Source organism: Oceaniglobus sp. K40-3 (assembly GCF_055808395.1).
Genome location: NZ_CM147868.1, coordinates 225,885 through 246,155, shown reverse-complemented (window position 1 = coordinate 246,155; position 20,271 = coordinate 225,885). Strand labels below are relative to the sequence as shown.

At 61.8% G+C, this 20,271-nt stretch carries 19 protein-coding genes, 1 tRNA gene and 3 pseudogenes; 17 read left to right on the top strand and 6 right to left on the bottom strand.

The window, feature by feature from the left end:
- The first annotated feature begins 34 nt into the window (after positions 1-34).
- Complete coding sequence (gene hemC / locus AC0L7P_RS01315; protein WP_473434153.1) at positions 35-988, top strand: hydroxymethylbilane synthase; 954 nt, start codon at positions 35-37, stop codon at positions 986-988.
- Here hemC and AC0L7P_RS01310 read toward each other — a convergent pair.
- On the bottom strand, positions 979-2,187 hold the full coding sequence (locus tag AC0L7P_RS01310) for an MFS transporter (protein ID WP_473434152.1): 1,209 nt from the start codon (positions 2,185-2,187) through the stop codon (positions 979-981). The two genes, hemC and AC0L7P_RS01310, sit on opposite strands and share 10 nt — an antisense overlap.
- Positions 2,184-3,590, bottom strand: a complete 1,407-nt coding sequence (locus AC0L7P_RS01305; RefSeq protein ID WP_473434151.1) for an FAD-binding oxidoreductase — start codon at positions 3,588-3,590, stop codon at positions 2,184-2,186. The genes AC0L7P_RS01310 and AC0L7P_RS01305 overlap by 4 nt, the downstream gene beginning before the upstream one ends.
- A gap of 94 nt (positions 3,591-3,684) precedes the next feature.
- Between AC0L7P_RS01305 and AC0L7P_RS01300 the strand changes: the two genes are divergently transcribed.
- A complete protein-coding gene (locus tag AC0L7P_RS01300) occupies positions 3,685-4,278 on the top strand; it encodes a histidine phosphatase family protein (RefSeq protein WP_473434150.1) in 594 nt (197 codons plus the stop codon).
- On the opposite strand, the gene AC0L7P_RS01295 is transcribed toward AC0L7P_RS01300, so the two are convergent.
- A complete protein-coding gene (locus AC0L7P_RS01295) occupies positions 4,261-4,941 on the bottom strand; it encodes an arylesterase (RefSeq protein ID WP_473434149.1) in 681 nt (226 codons plus the stop codon). The two genes, AC0L7P_RS01300 and AC0L7P_RS01295, sit on opposite strands and share 18 nt — an antisense overlap.
- A 37-nt stretch (positions 4,942-4,978) precedes the next feature.
- Here AC0L7P_RS01295 and AC0L7P_RS01290 point away from each other — a divergent pair, with 37 nt between their 5' ends.
- From AC0L7P_RS01290 to AC0L7P_RS01235, 12 genes and pseudogenes are all read left to right on the top strand, one after another.
- Positions 4,979-5,674: an ABC transporter ATP-binding protein gene (locus AC0L7P_RS01290; protein ID WP_473434148.1), complete on the top strand. Its 696-nt coding sequence runs from the start codon at positions 4,979-4,981 to the stop codon at positions 5,672-5,674.
- A 96-nt stretch (positions 5,675-5,770) separates the two neighbouring features.
- Positions 5,771-6,466, top strand: coding sequence for a YoaK family protein (locus AC0L7P_RS01285; RefSeq protein ID WP_473434147.1), 696 nt, complete (start codon positions 5,771-5,773; stop codon positions 6,464-6,466).
- Positions 6,467-6,591: 125 nt separating this feature from the next.
- Positions 6,592-8,730, top strand: coding sequence for a malate synthase G (locus AC0L7P_RS01280; RefSeq protein ID WP_473434146.1), 2,139 nt, complete (start codon positions 6,592-6,594; stop codon positions 8,728-8,730).
- A 1-nt stretch (position 8,731) separates the two neighbouring features.
- Positions 8,732-9,574 (top strand): carbon-nitrogen hydrolase family protein, encoded by an 843-nt coding sequence (locus AC0L7P_RS01275; RefSeq protein ID WP_473434145.1) that lies wholly within the window; start codon positions 8,732-8,734, stop codon positions 9,572-9,574.
- Positions 9,567-10,874: a TRAP transporter permease gene (locus tag AC0L7P_RS01270; RefSeq protein ID WP_473434144.1), complete on the top strand. Its 1,308-nt coding sequence runs from the start codon at positions 9,567-9,569 to the stop codon at positions 10,872-10,874. The genes AC0L7P_RS01275 and AC0L7P_RS01270 overlap by 8 nt, the downstream gene beginning before the upstream one ends.
- Entirely contained in the window at positions 10,850-11,287 is a 438-nt protein-coding gene (locus tag AC0L7P_RS01265) for a TRAP transporter large permease subunit (RefSeq protein ID WP_473434143.1), read from the top strand. Before AC0L7P_RS01270 ends, AC0L7P_RS01265 begins: the two co-directional genes overlap by 25 nt.
- Positions 11,288-11,490: 203 nt before the next feature.
- A pseudogene (istA, locus tag AC0L7P_RS01260) lies at positions 11,491-12,060 on the top strand (IS21 family transposase); the annotation flags it as partial.
- Positions 12,061-12,183: 123 nt separating this feature from the next.
- Positions 12,184-13,167 (top strand): Mu transposase domain-containing protein, encoded by a 984-nt coding sequence (locus tag AC0L7P_RS01255; protein WP_473434046.1) that lies wholly within the window; start codon positions 12,184-12,186, stop codon positions 13,165-13,167.
- A pseudogene (locus AC0L7P_RS01250) lies at positions 13,164-14,007 on the top strand (ATP-binding protein). The gene AC0L7P_RS01255 and the pseudogene AC0L7P_RS01250 overlap by 4 nt, the downstream one beginning before the upstream one ends.
- A gap of 121 nt (positions 14,008-14,128) precedes the next feature.
- Positions 14,129-14,392: a phage protease gene (locus tag AC0L7P_RS01245; protein ID WP_473434142.1), complete on the top strand. Its 264-nt coding sequence runs from the start codon at positions 14,129-14,131 to the stop codon at positions 14,390-14,392.
- Positions 14,393-14,531: 139 nt separating this feature from the next.
- The gene (locus tag AC0L7P_RS01240) at positions 14,532-14,912 is read left to right on the top strand and encodes a helix-turn-helix domain-containing protein (protein WP_473434141.1); all 381 of its coding nucleotides are present in this window, start codon (positions 14,532-14,534) and stop codon (positions 14,910-14,912) included.
- Positions 14,912-15,337 carry a hypothetical protein gene (locus tag AC0L7P_RS01235; RefSeq protein ID WP_473434140.1) on the top strand — a complete coding sequence of 142 codons (426 nt, stop codon included), beginning with the start codon at positions 14,912-14,914 and terminating at the stop codon, positions 15,335-15,337. The genes AC0L7P_RS01240 and AC0L7P_RS01235 overlap by 1 nt, the downstream gene beginning before the upstream one ends.
- 49 nt (positions 15,338-15,386) lie before the next feature.
- On the opposite strand, the gene AC0L7P_RS01230 is transcribed toward AC0L7P_RS01235, so the two are convergent.
- The gene (locus tag AC0L7P_RS01230; RefSeq protein WP_473434139.1) at positions 15,387-15,560 is read right to left on the bottom strand and encodes a DUF1428 family protein; all 174 of its coding nucleotides are present in this window, start codon (positions 15,558-15,560) and stop codon (positions 15,387-15,389) included.
- 98 nt (positions 15,561-15,658) lie between these two features.
- Positions 15,659-16,702, bottom strand: a complete 1,044-nt coding sequence (locus AC0L7P_RS01225) for a LacI family DNA-binding transcriptional regulator (protein WP_473434138.1) — start codon at positions 16,700-16,702, stop codon at positions 15,659-15,661.
- A gap of 185 nt (positions 16,703-16,887) precedes the next feature.
- Here AC0L7P_RS01225 and AC0L7P_RS01220 point away from each other — a divergent pair.
- Positions 16,888-16,964 (top strand) — tRNA-Arg (locus AC0L7P_RS01220).
- Between the two features lie 155 nt (positions 16,965-17,119).
- Entirely contained in the window at positions 17,120-17,680 is a 561-nt protein-coding gene (locus AC0L7P_RS01215) for a hypothetical protein (protein ID WP_473434137.1), read from the top strand.
- 8 nt (positions 17,681-17,688) lie between these two features.
- Here AC0L7P_RS01215 and AC0L7P_RS01210 read toward each other — a convergent pair.
- A pseudogene (locus tag AC0L7P_RS01210) lies at positions 17,689-18,674 on the bottom strand (LysR family transcriptional regulator).
- Between the two features lie 128 nt (positions 18,675-18,802).
- Here AC0L7P_RS01210 and xdhA point away from each other — a divergent pair.
- Positions 18,803-20,260 carry a xanthine dehydrogenase small subunit gene (gene xdhA, locus AC0L7P_RS01205; protein WP_473434136.1) on the top strand — a complete coding sequence of 486 codons (1,458 nt, stop codon included), beginning with the start codon at positions 18,803-18,805 and terminating at the stop codon, positions 20,258-20,260.
- Positions 20,261-20,271: the final 11 nt, after the last annotated feature.

The following is a 20,271-nucleotide window of genomic DNA, read 5'->3' as shown; positions in this document are numbered from 1 at the left end:
TGTCTTGTCAGCGCGGCGCGGCTAGGGATTGGCCATGACAGCACCATATCCCACCCCCGCCCAACCCCTGAAAATCGGCACCCGAGGTTCGCCCCTGGCGCTGGCGCAGGCCCATGAAACCCGCGACAGGCTGGCGGCGGCGTTTGATCTGCCCTCTGAGGCGTTCGAGGTTGTCCCGATCAAGACCATGGGTGACAAGATACAGGATCGCGCACTGCGCGAGCTGGGCGGCAAGGGGTTGTTCACCCGCGAGATCGAAGATGCCCTGCTGTCAGGGGCCATCGACATCGCCGTTCATTCCATGAAGGACATGCCGGTGGAACAGCCCGCCGGTCTGATCCTTGATTGCTATCTTCCGCGCGAGGACGTGCGCGATGCGTTTGTGTCGCTGAACGGTGGCGCGCTGGAGGGGCTGGCCGAGGGGGCCGTGGTTGGCACCTCGTCCCTGCGGCGCCGCTCTCAGGTGTTGTACCGGCGGCCCGATCTGCAAGTGGTTGAATTTCGCGGCAACGTGCAGACCCGCCTGCGCAAGCTGGCCGATGGTGTGGCGGTGGCGACGTTTCTGGCCATGGCCGGGCTGCGCCGTCTGAATGCGACAGGCGAGGTGCCCCATACGCCGATCCCCGAAGATATGATGCTGCCCGCCGTGGCCCAGGGCGCCATCGGGATCGAGCGGCGCAGCGATGACATGCGCGTGGCTGCAATGCTTGAGGCGATTCACCATGGCCCCACGGGGCAACGGCTGGCGGCAGAGCGGGCATTTCTGGCCGCGCTTGACGGGTCATGCGAAACGCCCATCGCCGGGTTGGCCGAACTGGATGGCGGCACCCTGCGCCTGCGCGGGGAAATCCTGCGCACGGATGGGACGGAATGTCTGGCCGATGCGACGGGCGGCGCGATCGAGGATGGTGCCGAAATGGGCCGTGCCATGGCAGCGGGGCTGTTGGCGCGGGCGGGCGAGGGGTTCTTTGATTGGCGTCAGACCTGAACCACCGGCGCCCGCCGGTCGGCCAGAAACAGCGCAACAGCGCTGGCCAGGATGATGACCGCCCCCAGCATCGTTGCCGTGCCATACCCCCCAAGGGTGGTGCCAAGGGCAAAGACGCCGGAACTGAGCACCTGCCCCCCCAGAAACACCAGTGAGATAAGCGATCCACCGGCGCCGGGGCGCTGCGCCATCAGATCCTGCACATAAAACAGCGGCAGCGAAACGATCACCCCCGCCCCCAACCCCGCCGGAATCAGCAAAAGCCAGACCGCCGGATAGGGGCCAAGCAAGGGCAGCGCGAACAGGAAAGCGGCATAGATTGCCGCCCCTCCGGCCAGAACCGGCGCGATGCCGAACCGGTTGGTCAGCCGTGGCAGCGCCAGCATCACCGGCACCTCAAGCCCCGCAACGATGCCGACGAATATCCCCACATCCCCCGGCCCGCGCCCGGGTACATCGTTCAGGATCAAACCGACGGTAATCATATAAAGCGAAACCGCTCCGTTGATACCGATCAGCAGCGCCACCCGCGACATCACCCGCCATTCTGCCAATTCGCGCAATGCCGCGCCAAAGGACAGGCCCGATCCGGCATCCGCCCATTTGGTTTTGCCATCCCGGGGCCATGCGAACAGAAAAACCGCCAGACAGACCGCCCCGGCAATGCCGCTGACCGTATAGATGGCCAAAAGGCCGACCCCCGCATTGAAGGCCACGGCCCACAGGGGCAGCACCACAAGGAACGGCAGGCAGAACACCGCGCGAATGCCGGTCTGAATGGCGGTGCGTTGTCGTTCGGGGTGAACCGATGCCGCCAACCGGGCCAGTGCAAACAACTGCCCGAACAGGGTGCTGGAGGCCGGAAAGAACAGCAGATGCGCCAGCACATAGGCAACGGGATTGTGGGTCAGCGCCACGGCAAACGCCCCCACCACCCCGGCCAGGGCCATGAGGCGGGCCATGGTGCGGCGTTTCGCATTTCGGTCGGTCAGGATGCCCACAACGATCGAGGCGACCAGCGACAGCACCGAACCGGTCATGAAAATGACGGCATAGGCGATGTCGGAAAACCCGAACCGTTCGATCCCGATCAGGGATTGATAAGGCCCGATGGAACAGACCAGCGTGCCAAAGGCCAGCAGAGCAAGCGCGATCAACCGCAAACTGCGGTCACACAGGATGATTTTCAGGGCTGTCACGGCAGAACTTTGCCGGGGTTCATGATGCCAGCCGGGTCAAGCGCGCCCTTGATCCGGGCCATCACATCAAGGGCCACCGGGTCTTTGCGCCGGGCCATGGTGCCTTTCTTGCTCAGCCCGATGCCATGTTCGGCGGAAAAACTGCCGCCCATTTGCGCCACGACACCCTCGACCTGTTGGGTGATCGTGTCGATCCGGGTCTGTCCGGCGGCGCTGGGCCACATGCTCAGATGCACGTTGCCATCGCCCAGATGCGCCACCAGCATACCTTTGCCGTCAGGATCGACGCTGCGATAGGCGGATTCCGCAGCGGGCAGAAATTGTTCGAGCCGATCAAGGGGCAGGGCCACATCCATCAGCAAAACGGGCTGGTGCATGACCGAAACTTCGCCGGCGTCTTCGCGGCGCGCCCACATTTCGGCGCGCTGTGCCTCATTGCGGGCAACCACGGCGTCCAGAACGCTGCCTTGTTCGATCATCTCGCCAAGGGTGTGTTCGACAAGATCAACGATGGGCAGCGTGCCGGCCTCGGTCAATTCGGCGTCGCGGGCGGCGGTTGCGCCGACTTCGACCATGATATTCACGTCATGGCGTTCGTCGAATGGCGCCCGCGCGCCCGGGCGCAGGGCAAGCTGACTGTCGATATAGCTGGCGGGCATATATTCAAACGCCTCAACCGCGCCGCCCGTGGCCGCCTGAAGCCGGTTCAGCAGGGTCAGGGCATCGCCAAGGGACGGCAGCGCAACCATGGCGGTGGCATAGGCCGCAGGTTTGGGTTGGAGTTTCAGAACGGCGGCGGTGATGATGCCCAGCGTTCCTTCGGCACCGATGAACAGATCGCGCAGATCAAACCCCGAGTTGTCCTTGCGCAGCTCGCTCATCAGGTTCAGCACCTCGCCCGTGGGCAGAACCACCTCGATGCCCAGCACCTGTTCACGGGTATTGCCAAACCGCACCACGTTCGACCCGCCCGCATTGGTGGACAGGATGCCGCCGATCAGGGCCGATCCCCGCGCGCCCAATGTGACCGGAAAGACCAGCCCGTGGTCGCCCACGGCGTCATGCAGGGCCGACAGGATCACGCCGGATTCAACGATGGCGATGCGGGCCTCGGGGCGGATTTCACGAATGGCGCGCAGCCGGTCAAGCGAGATCACCAACTGTCCCGGCGCATTGGTGCCCCCCACCAGCCCGGTATTGCCCGACGCAGGCACCACCGGCGTGCCGCTATCATGGGCCAGTTTCATGATTGCCGCCACTTCGCCGGTATTGGCGGGGCGCAGAACCGCGAGGGGCTGGCCTTTGTAACTTCCGGTCCAATCGCTGGCCCAGGGGGCGCAATCCGCGCCGGTCAGGCAGTGGGCCGGGCCGGTGATGGCGCGAAATTGTTCGATGATGTCCATTGTATTGCCCTCCGGTTGTTGCGCCGCACTGTTTCCCAAGCGGCGCTGATGATCCAGCCCTATTCCGCGCCGCCGAACCATGGCACATGGGGATATGGCATACGTTGTTCGCTATCTTTCCCACCCGCAGGTCATCATTGACCCGGCCAGGGATATTCCCCTGTGGTCGCTAAGCGATATTGGCCGGGATCGGGTTGGTGCATTGGCGCGCTCTGGGGGATTGGCGGGCACGCGCAGGATTATTTCCAGCAATGAAACCAAGGCCGTTGAAACCGCAGCGCCACTTGCCACGGCCTTGGGTTGCCCGGTCGAAATCCGCGAGCGGATGCACGAGAATGACCGCAGCGCCACCGGGTTTCTGCCCCCTGCCGAATTTGAACCGGTGGCCGATCAGTTTTTCGCCGCGCCCGATCACAGCGTCCGGGGCTGGGAAACGGCACGCGCGGCGCAGGCGCGGATATTGGCCGAGGTCGAAATCTGCCTTGCGGCGCATGGGGGCGGTGACGTTTTGTTTGTCGGGCATGGCGGGGTGGGAACGTTGCTGTATTGCGCGCTGGCGGGGGTGGCGATCAGCCGCATCCACGATCAGGGGACGGGCGGTGGCGGTTGCTTTTTCGAATTCGATGGCAACGATCGCACCCCCTTGTCAGGCTGGCAGCCGATGGAGGCGCTAATTCGTGCCCTCTAGGCCCACCGCGTCGATCAGTTCCAACACTTTCGGCCCAAGATCCTGAACAATCAGGGTCACGCCTGCGGCGTTGGGGTGAATGCCGTCGGGTTGAATGTATTTGGCCAGTGTCGCCTGCCGGTCGTCCATGGATTCGAGGGCGCCAAGGAAATTGGGCGCATAAAGCGCGCCGTGGGCCGTGGCCAATTCCGGGTACATGGCATCGAAATCGCGCTGAAATTCGGGGCCAAAGTTGCCCGGTGCCGCCATGCCGATCAGCAACACAGGCAGGTGATGGGTGTCGATCTTGCTCAGGATCGCGTCAAGGTTGGCGCGGCTGTTGGCCGGGTCGATGCCGCGCAACAGATCGTTGCCGCCAAGGGTGACGATCACCGCCTGAACTTCGGGTGTCAGGGTCCAGTCCACCCGCGACAGGCCGCCTGCCGTGGTGTCGCCCGACACACCGGCGTTCAATACTTTGGCATCTGCCCCCTGTTCGGCCAGCCATGCGTTCAACTGTGGCACAAAGCCCTGACCCGCAGGCAAACCATACCCCTGCGTCAGGCTGTCGCCCAGGGCGGCGATGGTCACGGGGGCGGCCAATGCGGGTGTTGCGCCAATGCTCAGCGTGGCGGCAAGGGCAAGCGCGAACTTGCGTATTCGCCCCGCTGCCCCATATCCCACACAGGCGCCCCCGCCGAACCGAACAAAGGTAGACCTGATGCAAGACCCGATTCTGTCGCTCAGCGACATTACCCTGTCCCTTGATGGCAATGCCGGGCGGGTCGATATCCTGAAAGGGATTTCCCTGGATGTGGCGCGGGGTGAAACACTGGGGTTGATCGGGCCTTCGGGGTCGGGCAAATCGTCTCTCCTGATGTTGATGGGCGGGCTGGACCGCGCCACCGGGGGCCGTGTGCGGGTGCTGGGGCAGGATATCACCGATATGGGTGAAGATGCTCTGGCGCGGTTCCGCCGTGAACATATGGGGGTGGTGTTCCAATCCTTCCACCTTATTCCGACGATGACGGCGTTGGAAAATGTCGCAACGCCGCTGGAACTGGCCGGGGTCGAAGATGCGTTCGAGCGGGCCGAGGCCGAGCTGGCGGCGGTGGGGCTGGGCACACGCAGCGGGCATTACCCGTCGCAGATGTCGGGGGGCGAACAACAGCGGGTGGCGCTGGCCCGTGCGGCGGCGCCGCGCCCGGCGGTGTTGCTTGCGGATGAACCAACAGGCAATCTGGACGGCACCACCGGACAGGCGATCATGGATCTGCTGTTTGGGTTGCGTGACCGGCACGGTGCCACGCTGATCCTTGTCACCCACGCGCCGGAACTGGCCGACCGCTGTGATCGCAGGGTCCACCTGGAAGATGGGCGCATCGCCCCCGAACAGCACAGCGCAGCGGCGGAATAGGGACGTTGCGCCAAAGGGGCATTGCGCCGCAGGCACCTTTACGAACCGTGACACTGTGCCATACTATTGCGCCAACATGAATTGGGCAGGCCCGCAATGCTGATCAGAGTCGGCGATGAGCGCACCACGCATATTGATCTGGTTCTGGCGGGCCTGCTGTCTTCGATTGCGGGGGCGCTGAACGCTGTCGGCTTTTTGATCGCCGGGTCGTTCACGGCAAACATGACGGGGAATATCTCGGCTTTTGCGGATTACCTTGCAAATGGCGCGGTTCTTGTTGCGTTTTCCTTTGCCGGGTTGCTTGCCGCTTTTGTTGGCGGGGCTGGTGTGGCCGCCCTTGCGATACAGGCGGGGGAACGAAAAAGAGTGCGTTCCGTCTATGCCCTTGCGATTGCCAGCGAGGCGGTGATCCTGCTGGTGCTGGGCGCGGTCTTTGCGATGGCGCCCGCCAATTCGCAGGAAACGTTTCTGGTGTTCGTTCTGAGCTTTGTCATGGGGTTGCAGAATGCCGCCACGACGATGATTTCGCGGGCGCGGGTGCGGACGACCCATGTGTCGGGGATGGCAACCGACATCGGGATCGAATTGGCGGCCCTGGTCGCTGGCGACGGGGCGCGGCGCGAGGCCCTGCCGAAACTCGGGCTGCACAGTCTGACCCTCGCCTGCTTTGCGGTCGGGGGTGTTTGTGGGGCGCTGTTGTTCGGGTTCGTCGGGGTTTGGCTGTTTGTGATCGCTGCTGTCGCATTGCTGGTGATCGCCGTGCCCGAGGCCCTGCGCGCGCACCGTGCCTGATCATGCCGGGGTTTGCCGGTTTGGGGGAACGATGCCCAGAAACGACCCGATTGTATACCACGGTCTATTGTCACTGCGCGCCGATCTTTCTAGGTTGCGCTGAATCTAACGTATAGGGGGCCAGAATGGCAGAGCGCAGGGAAATTCACGGTCTGAAGGTTGATGCCGCACTGGCCGATTTCATTGATACCAGGGCGTTGCCCGGCACAGGGGTGGACGGCGATGCCTTCTGGGCGGCGTTTTCGGCGTTGTTGCATGACCTGGGGCCTGAAAATCGTGCCTTGCTGGAAACGCGGGAAACGATCCAGAAACAGATTGATGACTGGCATATCGCGCGGCGCAATCAACCCCACGATCACGCGGCTTATGTCGATTTCCTGCGTGAAATTGGCTATTTGCTGCCCGAGGGTGGTGATTTTCAGATTGATACCGCCAACACCGACCCCGAAATCGCCACGGTTGCGGGGCCGCAGCTGGTGGTGCCGATCACCAACGCCCGCTATGCGCTTAACGCCGCCAATGCCCGCTGGGGCAGTCTTTATGACGGGCTGTATGGCACCGATGCCATGGGCAGCGCGCCGCCAAAAGGGGCCTTTGACAAGGGCCGGGGCGCGCGTGTTGTCGCCCGCGCCCGGGTGTTTCTGGACGAAGCGTTTCCCATTGCCGGGGGCAGCCATGCCAACGCGCGCCGCTATCACGTTGAGGATGGCGCGCTGTTGGTGGATGACATGCCTTTGGCCGCACCTGCCAAATTTGTTGGCTTTCGCGGCGATGCCCGCGCGCCCGAGGCGGTTTTGCTGGTCAACAATGGCCTGCATGTGGAATTGGTGTTTGACCGGACCCACATGATCGGCGCCCGCGATCAGGCCGGACTGGCCGACGTAAAGCTGGAAAGCGCGATGTCGGCGATCATGGATTGCGAAGATTCTGTCGCCTGTGTCGATGCCGAGGACAAGATGCAGGCCTATGGCAACTGGCTCGGCCTGATGAAGGGCGATCTGACCGACGTATTCGAAAAGGGCGGGCGTCAGGTGACACGTCGCCTGGCCGATGACCGCACCTATACCGGGCCAGATGGCAAGGATGTGACGGTAAAGGGCCGTGCTCTGATGCTGGTGCGCAATGTCGGCCACCTGATGACCAACCCGGCCATTCTGGACCGGGACGGAAATGAGGTGTTCGAAGGCATGATGGATGCCATGATCACCACCCTGATCGCCATGCATGATTTGCAGCGTGACGGCGGCAACTCGCTGCACGGATCGGTCTATGTGGTAAAGCCCAAGATGCACGGCCCCGCCGAAGTGGATTTCACGGTTCGCATCTTTGACGCGGTGGAAAAGGCGCTGGGCCTGCCCGCCAACACCGTGAAACTGGGCATCATGGATGAAGAGCGGCGCACGACCGTGAACCTCAAGGAATGTATCCGCGCGGCGAAATCGCGGGTGGCGTTCATCAATACCGGTTTTCTGGATCGTACCGGCGACGAAATTCACACCTCGATGGAGGCCGGACCGTTTTCGCGCAAGGATTTCATCAAGCGCAAGGCGTGGATCGGCGCCTATGAAAACCAGAATGTGGATATCGGTCTGGAATGTGGCCTGTCGGGGCGCGCCCAGATCGGCAAGGGCATGTGGGCCATGCCCGACATGATGGCAGCGATGCTGGAACAAAAGATCGAACACCCCAAGGCCGGTGCGAATTGCGCCTGGGTGCCATCGCCCACCGCTGCCACCCTGCATGCGCTGCATTACCACAAGATTGACGTGTTCGCGGTGCAGGAAACGCTGCTGAAAGGCGGGCGGCGGGCCTATGTGGATACGGTTCTGGATATTCCGCTGGCCACCTATCAGCAGTGGACCGACGCGCAGAAACGGCACGAGGTGGAAAACAACGCCCAGGGCATTCTGGGCTATGTGGTGCGCTGGGTGGATCAGGGGGTTGGCTGTTCCAAGGTTCCCGATCTGAACAACGTCGGCCTGATGGAAGACCGTGCCACCTGCCGCATTTCGGCCCAGCATATCGCCAACTGGATGCATCACGGCGTGGTGTCGCGCGAACAGGTGCAGGCGGCGATGGAGAAAATGGCCGCCGTGGTCGATGGGCAGAACGCCGATGATCCGGCCTATCGCCCGATGGCCCCGGGGTTTGATGGCATCGCCTATCAGGCCGCCTGTGATCTGGTGTTCAAGGGGCGTGAACAACCCTCGGGATATACCGAGCCGGTGCTGCACGCCCGTCGTTTGCAACTGAAGGCGCAATAAGATGGTGGCCGATGTGCTGAAATTGTGCCTCGCACAGATGACATCGGCCAACACCCATGGCCCCAACATCGCCTTTGTCCGCGATGCCGCCGCAAAGGCGGCCGGGGCAGGGTGCGATATGCTGGCCCTGCCCGAAGTGGCGGGGCTGTGCAACCGCGATGGCGACAGCGCGGGCAAACAGGTGGTGGCGGCGGGCGATGATCCGTTCATCGCCGCCTGCCGTGACGTGGCTGCCGCCCATGGGTTGTGGATCAACACCGGATCGACCCCGGTTTTGGGGCCGCAGGGGAAATTCCTGAACCATGGCTGTCTGATCGACAATACGGGTGCCATCCGGGCGGAATATGACAAGATTCATCTGTTTGATGTGTTTCTTGACGGCAAAAAGCCCATAGGCGAATCCGAACGCTTTGCCGCCGGGACGCGGGCGGTCATGCCTGAAACGCCTTGGGGGTTGATGGGGCTGTCGATCTGCTATGATCTGCGGTTTCCCCATCTTTACCGCGGCTATGCCCGGGGCGGGGCCGGGGTCTTGTTTATCCCTGCCGCGTTCACCGTGCCGACAGGGCAGGCCCATTGGCACGTCCTGTTGCGCGCCCGGGCGATTGAAAACGGCGCCTTTGTGATCGCCCCCGCGCAGGTGGGCAGGCACGCGGACGGCAGGCGCACCTATGGCCATTCCCTGGTCGTGTCGCCCTGGGGCGAGGTTCTGTGCGATATGGGCGATGCCGGGCCGGGGCTGGCCATGGTTGATTTGCCGCTGGAACAAGTCACCGCCGCGCGCCGACAGATCCCGTCGTTGCAGAATGAACGCGCCTTCGATCCGGCCCCCCATGATGGCTGAACGTCGCGCCGTCTGGGTGGCGATGGGGGCGTTGGTGGTGGTGTTTCACCTTGGGTTGGTGGCCTATGGCCTTGTGCCCAATCTGGTCAGCCGCCCGTTGCATATGGCGCTGTTGTTGCCTTTTGTATTCATTCGGCCTGCGGTGGGCGGTTGGGCACGGATCAGCGGGGCGGCGATTGCCGGTTTGGGCATTGCCCTGTGCGGCTGGATTGCCCTGAACCATGCCGATCTGCGCAATCAATACGGCTTTCTTGAGGGCAACGCCCAGATCGCCATGGCGCTGGCGCTGATTGCCATCGCGGTTGAGGGGGCGCGGCGGATGATCGGCTGGCCCCTGCCGTTGGTGGCGGTTTGCGCGCTGCTTTATGGGTTGTTCGGGCAGTATATTCCCGGCCAGTTCGGCCATTCCGGCACGCCATTGCCCAGCTTTCTGGGAACACTGACCATTGCCGAAGGCGGCCTTTGGGGCAGCCTGACCGGCGTTTCCGTCAGTGTCGTGGCGATTTTCGTGATCTTTGGCGCGGTGCTGAACGCGGGTGAGGCGGGGCAGGGGTTCATGAATGTGGCTGCTGCCGCTGCGGGGCGGCTGAACGGTGGCGCGGCCAAGGTTTCGGTGCTGTCCTCGGCCTTGTTCGGCTCCATTTCGGGCAGCGCCAGCGCCAATGTGGCCAGCACCGGCGCCATCACCCTGCCCGCAATGACCAGGCTGGGATACCCCAAACGGCTGGCCGGCGCGGTCGAGGCGGTGGCATCCAGCGGCGGGCAGATCATGCCGCCCCTGATGGGGGCCGGCGCATTCGTGATGGTCGAACTGACCGGCGTTCCCTATTCGCAGATCATGCTGGCGGCGATCCTGCCCGCGATCCTGTATTTTCTGGCGGTCTGGATGGGCATCAACGCCTATGCCCAACGGTATGATCTGAAAGGTGTGCCCGAGGATCAGCGCCCGACCCGGCGCGCGGTCTGGATCACCTCGGCGTTTTTTGCGGTGCCGTTCACCGTGCTGCTGGTGGCGATGTTTGCTCTTGGGTTCACGCCGCAATATGCGGCCAGCCTTGCGATCATGGTTGCCGCCTGCGCGCTGTTCTTTGATGTGCGCCCGGGCTTTGATGCGCGGCAGGGGCTGGTGCGGCTGGGGGATGCCTGTATTGCCGTGGGCCGTCAGGTGGCGATGATCGGGTCGATCATCATTTGCGCCTCGATCATTATCGGCGTGCTGGGCATCACCGGGCTGGGGGTGAAACTGACCTCGGTGATCCTGTCCGGGGCGGGGGGATGCTGTGGCCTGCCCTGTTGCTGACGGCGCTGGCCTGCCTGCTGCTGGGCATGGAGGTGCCGACGACCGCCGCCTATGTGATCTGCGTATCCGTCGCAGGCCCGGCCCTGACGCAACTGGGGTTGGAGCCTCTGGCCGCACATCTGTTCGTGTTCTGGTTTGCGCTGCTTTCGACCATCACACCGCCGGTCTGCGGTGCAGTGTTCATTGCCGCCGGGATGGTGGGCGAAAACTGGCTGAAGGTTGCGGTTACGGCGATGGCACTGGGCGTTGGATTGTATCTGATTCCGCTGGGGATGATCGCCAATGAAAACCTGATCCGCCTTGGCAGTGATCCGCTTTGGGCGCTTTGGGCCTTTGTGCGGGTTGGTGTGGGGTTGACGCTGATCTCATACGGATTGATCGGGCGCAGGGGGCGTTGCGCCGCGCCGGATTGATTGGCGCGGGGCTGGTGGCGATTTTCGTTCAGGGTGTGGTTTAGGGCGCTGCCCAGGTCGGAAACGGGGCAGGGTGGCCTGCTCAGACTGTGAATCGGCATGCGAAATTGCCCCACTTAGGTGGGTTATGAGCGAGTAAAATTGACCCACCTGTTTCGTTAACATCGGCGCTTCAAGTGCGGAGGGAAGAGCAGGTGTTATTGATGGAAAGTGTATCGAAGATCCGTCTGTGGGTGCTGGTTGAAGGGCGCAGTATCCGGTCTGTTGCGCGGGCGACGGGATTATCGCGCAACACGATCAAGAAGTATCTGAAGGATGAGAGCCCGCCGAGCTACCAGCGCCAAGCCCCGCCGGTTCGGCACAAACTGTGCAACGGGTTTGATCTTCGGCTTCAGGAGCTGTTCGAGCAGGACCAGAAGCGACCACGCCGGGAACGGCGAACGGCCGTGAGGCTTTACGAGCAGCTTGTCTCGGAAGGTTATCCTGGTTCCTATTCGCCGGTTCAGCGATTTGTCCGCGATCTGAAGCAGGCCGGTGCCGGTTCGGGCGAGGCTTTTATCCCGCTTTATTTTGCGGCAGGTGACGCGCTGCAATTTGACTGGAGCGAGGAACGGGTTGTCCTGGGCGGTGTCGAGCGATCGGTGAAGGTTGCCCACTTCCGCCTGTGCCATAGTCGCAAGCCCTTTGTCGTCGCCTATCCCGGCGAAGCCCAGGAGATGGTGCTGGATGCCTTTGTGCGGGCGTTGTCCTTCTACGGCGGGGTCCCGCGACGGGGTGAACATCGACCCACCGAAGGTGGCAAACCGTCCGGGGGACGGTTTGAGATGTGAACGGGCGGAGCCCCGGGATTATCGACCCACCGAAGGTGGCAAACCGTCCGGGGGACGGTTTGAGATGTGAACGGGCGGAGCCCCGGGATCATCGACAATCCCAAAACGATGGTGACCTATGTCTCCCGCTCGAAGGACCGGATATTCCATCCGCGGTTCCTCGCGTTGATGAACCACTATGTCATGGAGCCGCCGTCCATTGGGCTTGAACCAATGGCGCCCTTCTGGACGGCCCTGCCCCCCGCGTCGGGCTGGGAGAAGGGTCAGGTCGAGAACCAGGTCCAGTTTTTGCGAGGCCGGTTGTTTGCCCCAATGCCAGCCTTCGATGATCTGGATGGGCTGAACGACTGGTTGCGCCTGCGCTGCGAGGAGCTGGCAAATCGCGCTCATCCTGAACATTCGACCCGCACGGTTGCAGAGGTTTTTGAAGATGAACGCGCCGGGCTGCGCCCCCTGGGGCGGGCTTTTGATGGCTATGTGGAGAAGACGGTGCGTGTCCGCTCCACCTGCCTGGTTCAATATGCCAGCAATCGCTACAGCGTGCCGTCCCGGTTTGCAGGCCAGCATGTCTCCTTGCGCGCCTATGCGGGCCGGATCGTGCTGGTGTCAGGCCAGAATGTCATTGCCGAACACAGGCGCCGCTTCACCCGCAACATCAGCTACTTTGAGCCGTGGCATTATGTTCCTCTGCTGGATCGCAAACCCGGTGCCTTGCGCAACGGGGCGCCCTTCGTGGATTGGCAACTGCCAGATGCCATGCATCGGATCAGGGAACATTACATGGCCGGCAAAGGTGGGGATCGGGAGTTTGTCGATCTGCTTCTGCTGGCCCAGGATCACCGGATCGAGGTCGTCGAGATTGCGTGTGATCTGGCGGTGGAGCAAAACACCCTGCGCCTGCCCGCCATCATCAACCTGATTAACCAGCTGGTCGAGCCGGTCATCACCTCCTTGAGCGAAACATACGTCTATCCACAGCTGACCCTGCGCCCGGAGGCCGATTGTAAGCGCTATGAAACGCTGTGCTCGGCAGAGGGGGCCGTCATATGAACGCTCTCATTGATCAACTGACCGCCCTGAGGCTGCATGGAATGGCAGCTTGCGCACATGATTTGCTGTCCGCGCGCAAGCCGCCCAGTCTGACCACAGCGATAAAGCAACTGATCGACGCAGAAACTGTAGAGCGCCGGGTGCGCTCCATCTATTAGCTGACAGGCGATGCTTTGCATCGCCGAGAGGCCAGTATCAAATGCGCATCGCGAAGTTCCCGCATCACAAGGACTTCGCCACCTTCGATTACGGCGCGGCAGCCGTCACCAAGGCCCGGATCGAGCCCTTCTGCTCGGGCCAGTTTACCGAAGAGGCACACAACCTCATCCTGGTGGGTGGAACCGGAACAGGCAAAACCCACATCGCCATCGCGCTTGGAACCGCCTTGATCAACAACGGCAAAAAGGCCCGCTTCTTCAACGCCGTCGATCTGATCAATGCCCTCCCTCTCATGCATGTAAACATGCACTGCCGGGCAGTGGATCAAGGAACAGGCCGATGGCAACGCCGGGAAGATCATCCGGCAACTGTCGGCCCTGGATTGCGCCATCATCGACGAGTTGGGCTACATCCCCTTCCCGAAATCCGGCGGCGCACTGCTGTTCCACCTGATCAGCAAGCTCTACGAGAAAACCAGCGTCATCATCACCACCAATCTGGAGTTCGGGGAATGGGTCGCTGTCTTCGGCCCCTCTCATCGCTGCAAGCAGCGACTGCCGGGCAGTGGATGCCAAGATGACAACCGCGCTCTTGGATCGCGTCACGCACCACTGTGCCATCATCGAGACCGGCAACACCTCATACCGCTTCGCGCAGAGCAAAAGCCGCAGAGAAGAATAACCGCACCGCAAGCAAAGCCCACAGACGGACTCGCTATATGAGGGCGGCCCGCCTGAGGGCTTTGCCTCCCAATAGGCGGGTCAAAATCAAATGCTGAAACCGGGTCAGTTTTGAACGCTCATTGACACAAAAGGTGAATGATGCCTTCGCGCAAGGCTATCTGACCACGCCCATCCGCGAATGGGCGACCGCACTTTGCCAGTCCAATGAGGCCGCTTTTGACAATTTCATTGCCACGTCTGTTCCCATGTTCGGCCATTTGACAAAACCATCAGGCTTGCGCGCACAGCCGCCCCACACGCAAAATCACGGGTGGGCATCGTCCGTTGAGGAAACGGCGATCTGCGCACAACTGGGCCTGAAACCCGGTTCGCTTTCAAGTTGAGATCGGCAGGCCGGGGGCGATCATGGCCCGGCTTGCTGCACGTTCCGCAATCCCCCTCTGCGGAACGCACAACACTCCGGCTGGCGGTTTCCTCTGCCCAGCCGGAGTGTTTCCCCCGACCGACAAGGCCCTACCCGACATGCCGCAAGATGATCCGAACTATCCGCTGCCCCCGGCCCAGGTTGACCCATTTGTTGACGTTCTGGGCTATCCCCTTGCGATCCGGTTCCTGCTGGAATTCGGCGGGTCCGAAGTGGCGCTGTCCGCCACGCCGCGCGGTGACGGCATGGTATCCCGCGTGATCGGGGCCGAAAGGGAAACCGCGTTACAGGCCCGGTGCGGCCTGAAAATCTATCGCGTTCCGCTGGCATCGCGCTGGCTGGCGCTCTGCCTCTATGCCGAGGGCGAAACCACCGCCGGTATTGCCCGCCGTCTGCGCACCAGCGACGTGAGCGTCCGCCGGTGGACCCGCGGCACCAACACCCCACGCCCGCCCCGCCATGTGATCGAGAATAGATAATGGATGATATTGACAGAGAATGTGACCGGAACGTGCCGCGCAGCGATTGGCGCAAGGCGCTTCGGGATGCGCGGTCAGAGCTTGCGCAGGCGAAGGCATTGACATCCGGTGTTCTCGCCGCACAGGCCTGTGCACTGGCCGATCTTGAACTGGCCATGGAAGGGGCGTTTAACGAAGGCTTAAAGACCCTGCCCGAACCCACCGTTCCGCCCACCGAACACCGCCGCAATCACCGCCCCGGCAAAATGGCAAAGCGGGACGCCGACCCGGAATTGCGCGCCTTCGTCACCGCACGGCTCGACAGGCTGACATTCCACGAGATCGCCAACGACGTGCGCACCCACTTCCCGCCCGACCGCCGCGTCGGCAAAAGCGCAATCCATGCGTGGTGGCAAAAATCAGGATCACCGGGCGGTCCCGGATAGCCACAGGACTACCGGCTTAGTCCGGTATCAAACCTTGTGAAACTACTGTTCAGAGCATGTGAACACACACAGTGTGTTCGCCTGCCGGCACATCCTCCCCCCAGCATTCAACATAGGACAGGGCGCCGTGTTGTTTGAACAGGGCCGACATCTGGCGCGATATTTCAGTATATTCGGCCTTGCGCGCCGTTTTGACCGGGGCGACCATTGCGTCAATGTACATGTCCGTTCTCCTGTTGGGGCAAGGGCAGGGTCATGTGTGGGGCGGGCGCCGTCAAATCTTTTCTGTGGCGGGGGCGGTTTATCGCGCCTTGCCGGCGATCAGCCCTTGTAACGGCGCAGGGTGTCGCCCGGCTCCAATTTGGGCGTTAGTTCGATGCGCTGACCGCCTTCGGTCACTTGCCCGCTGGCCCGGTCCGCGATGATCTGCGCGGCGGCACGGCCAATCTCGATCCGCCCAGCATCCATGGTGGCGAGCTGTTTTGGCAGGCCGCGCAGGAATTCGACACCGTTGAACCCGGCCATCCCCAGTTTGCCGGGCACGTCGATCCCTTTTTCAAGACAATACAAAAGCCCGCCCGCGCCAATCATATCGTTGGAGAAATAGAGGAAATCGAGATCGGGATCGCGGGCCAGAATCGCCTGCGTCATCTCGCGCCCCTTCAGCAGGGCCGATCCGCCCTCATAGAATTCCTGTTCGACCACCTCCAGCCCGGTCTTGGCCAGCGCTTCGGTAAATCCTTCGAAACGTTTGCGCGCCCGGAAATCCAGCGGCATCTTGGTGCCGAGGAATCCGATCCTTTCAAACCCCTGTTTCACGATGGCCTTGGCCATTTCGCGCCCGGCCCGCCGATGAGAAATGCCCACGACCGCATCCACCGCTTCGCCGTCCACATCCATGATTTCGACCACGGGAATGCCGCTGGCGCGCAGCATGGCCATGCTGGCGTCGGAATGTTCCAGCCCGGCGATGATGATGCCCGAAGGTCGCCAGGACAGCATTTCGTACAGAACATCCTCTTCCCGCTCTGGGTGATAATTCGTAACCCCCACCACCGGCTGAAGCTCGGTATCATCCAGCACGTCGGAAATGCCGGTCATCACCTCGGGGAATACCATGTTGGACAGGCTGGGAATGATCACCGCCACCAGATTGACCTGCGATGAGGCCAGCGCACCGGCAATCTTGTTGGGCACATATCCCATGCGCTTGGCCGTTTCCAAAACTTTGGTGCGTGTCGCCGCGCTGACATCTCCGCGATTGCGCAACACCCGGCTGACGGTCATTTCACTGACCCCGGATTCCTCGGACACATCGCGCAGGGTCAGTTGACGGCGGTGGGGCAACAGTGGGTCTGATGGCACAGGGGCGGTCCTTTGTGAGTATGGGATGTGTTACCTGAAAACCATGGGGCAGGCCAAGCCCTTTGGTGTATGGCCGCGGCAATGGCCACCGGGATTGGCCCCACCTGACAATCCGCTCTGCCAATCCGCCCCGGTTTCGGGATGACACGCCCCGAACGCCATTGTATGAAACCACAGTCAGGCCCGGCCCCGTGGCTCAACTGGATAGAGCAGCCCCCTCCTAAGGGGCAGGTTGCAGGTTCGAATCCTGCCGGGGTCACCAAAAAAACCAATAAAATATGGCGTTTTCTCAAATGCTTTCGAAAGTGGTTGCAGCAACGCCCGTTTGATTTCCCGCGAAATCTGGGGCGGCAGACAGGATTTCTGTACAAAACCTGTACAAGTTGAGGCCGGTTTCGGGCGTGGCGAGGCCCTGCAATGAGCTGGCGCGTCGCGAATGAATGCGCCGACCGCCGCTTTGGCAGCGCCGCGCGCAAGCAGATCATTATGTTTCTGGCCGACAAGGCGAGCGACGATGGTTCCGGCATCTGGTGTTCCAAGGGCACAATCCAGCGGCACACCGAGCTGGGGGAGATCACGGTCAAGCGAACTGTCCGCGAGTTCCTGAAGGAAGGCATCTTGATCGAGACTGGCGCACGGACCTGTAAGAACGGATTCACAGTCGTTTACCGGATCAATCTGGCCAAGGTTGAGGCGCTGGAACCGACCACAGAGCCCGAGATTGAGACGGGGTCCACAGTGGACGGGGTACGGGGTCCACGGTGGACCCCAAACCACCCTAAAACCACCCTAAAACCATCCTTAACCCGTCTGATTCAACGTGCCTCAAAAGCACGCGAACTTGATCAGGGACCTCACCGGCGGATTTCCATCAGGGCCAGCGGCAGAAAGATGTCGCACAAACAGGCCGGGCATATGAAAGCAACCGATCAACGCAACGAGACAAAATCAGCCATTGCCATAGGGGGGCACATATGAATCAGAAATTAGCTGATTTGGGAATCCTGAACGTCAACAGCCCTTAGCATGGGCCAGAGCCTATTGGTCGGGGTAGGGGGCGTTGCTTGTCCTTCAGCCGAGGCGAGCCGGTCACGGCATTTTTCCAGCAGAAAATCTATGAACAGGCGGACCTTGGTGTCTTGCAGCCGCCGATGGGGGTAGAGGCACCCCAGCAGGGACGATTCAGGCGGGGTTTCGGGCAAGACTTCGACCAGCGCGCCGTTCGCCAGATGCTCGGCGATATCAAAGCGCGGCTTGTTGATGATGCCGCGCCCGGCCAGTGCCCAGTTGGTCAGAACATCGCCATCGTCGGAATCATAACTGCCGGTGACATCCAGCCGGAGTGGCCCGTCGGGTGTTTTCAGGGTCCAGAACCATTCCGGTGATCTTGGATAGCGCAGCAGCAGGCAATTGTGCGCGTGCAGATCATCGGGCGTTTTGGGCACGCCGAAGCGCTCCAGATAGGCCGGTGCGGCGCAGAGGGCATGATGGGTGTCCATGATCTTGCGTAATTTGAGGTTCGAATCCGGCGGGCGCCCAACAAAGAACGCGACATCCAGACTGTCTTCGAGGATGTCCACCTTGCGGTCCGACAGGCGCAGTCGCACGGACACATTCGGATAGGCATCGACAAATTCCGGGATCAGCGGCGCGACGATTCGTTTGCCCACGCCCAAGGGTGCCGTGACCCGGACCGTGCCGTGCAGATGTTCGGAATAATCCGAGATGGCGGCCTCGGCATCCTCCAGGGATTGCACCACCAGACGGGCGTGGTCGTAAAATGTCTGACCCACTTCGGTCGGGGTCAGTTTCCGGGTGGTGCGGTTGAACAGCCGCACATCCAGACGTTTCTCCAATTCCTTGATACGATTGCTGGCAACTGCTGGCGTCAACCGCAGATCGCGCCCCCCGCCGTGATACTGCCCAGTTCGACGACACGGACAAAGACGCGCAGACTTTCCAGATAGGGCACGGGCGTCTTCCTTTGATTATCAACGATTCGTTGAAATAGCTTACCACTTTGCCCCGTATTTTCGACCAATCAGAAAAGGTAATTTGCCATTGCCAGCGTCGTTATCGCCAGCAGGCATGGGAGGAAAGATGACCAACAGATCCGAAATTCGGCTGATTCTGAACGACAGAACCATCACCCTGGACCGCGTAGGCGCCAGCGACACGTTGCTGGATTTTCTGCGCATCGAGCAACGCCTGACCGGTGCAAAAGAGGGCTGCGCCGAGGGGGATTGCGGTGCCTGCACGATATTGGTCGGGCGATTGCAGGACGGTGTTCTGCGCTATCAGCCGGTCAACGCCTGTATCCGGTTGCTGGCGTCCCTTGATGGCTGCCATGTGGTTTCGGTTGAGTATCTGTCCGGCCCCGGTGGTCGGTTGCACCCGGTGCAACAGGCGATGGTTGAACATCACGCGAGCCAGTGCGGGTTCTGCACCCCGGGGTTCGTGATGTCGCTGTACGGGTTGTGGATGGAAAACCCCAACCCAAATGAAACCGAGATCGAAACCGCGATTCAGGGCAATCTTTGCCGCTGTACCGGGTATGAACCGATCATTCGCGCCGCCAAGGCCGCGACACGGCTGGGCACCCCGGGAAATGACGTCATAACCCGCGAACGTGAGAATATCACTGCCCGGCTGGCCGCCCTTGGCGATGGCCAGCGGGTTGAGGTGACCAAAGACAACAGCCGATGCATTCTGCCCGCCTCGGTTGATGATCTGGCCGATGTGCTGTTGGAAACCCCCGAAGCCACCATCGTTGCCGGGGCCACGGATGTGGGCCTTTGGGTTACCAAATTCCTGCGTGATATTTCCCCTGTGGTTTTCCTGAGCCACCTGGATGAATTGCGCGCGATCGAGGTTGGCGACGATGCAATCCGGTTCGGCGCCGGGGTCAGTTATACCGACAGCCGCGAAGCGCTGAGCGCCGATTATCCCCACCTTGCAGAGTTCTGGGACCGCATCGCCGGTTGGCAGATCCGCAATATGGGCACGATTGGCGGCAATGTGGCCAACGGGTCGCCCATCGGGGATACGCCGCCGGTTCTGATCGCGTTGGGGGCGTCGATCACCCTGCGCCGGGGGACCGCGCGGCGGACCCTGCCGATCGAGACCTATTTCATCGACTATGGCAAACAGGATCTGGCCGCAGGCGAGTTTCTGGAATCCATATCCGTACCGCGCCCCGCCACCAACACGCGGCACGCAGCATACAAGATTTCCAAGCGCCGTGACGAAGATATCTCGTCGGTCTGTGCTGCTTTCAATCTCACGGTCGAGAACGGCACGATTGCGGCCGCCCGCATCGCCTTTGGCGGTATGGCGGCGACGCCCAAACGTGCCGCAACGGTCGAGGCCGCACTGGTGGGGGCGGCCTGGAGCGAGGCAGCGTTGATTGCCGCCGCCGAGCATCTTGGCGAGGATTTCACCCCAATGAGCGATTGGCGGGCCTCGTCCGATTATCGGTTGCAGGTGTCGAAAAACCTGTTCCGCCGGTTCTGGCTGGAACAACAGGGTGCTGCGGCACCTGTGCGGCTGAGCGCGTGAGGGGGAGAACA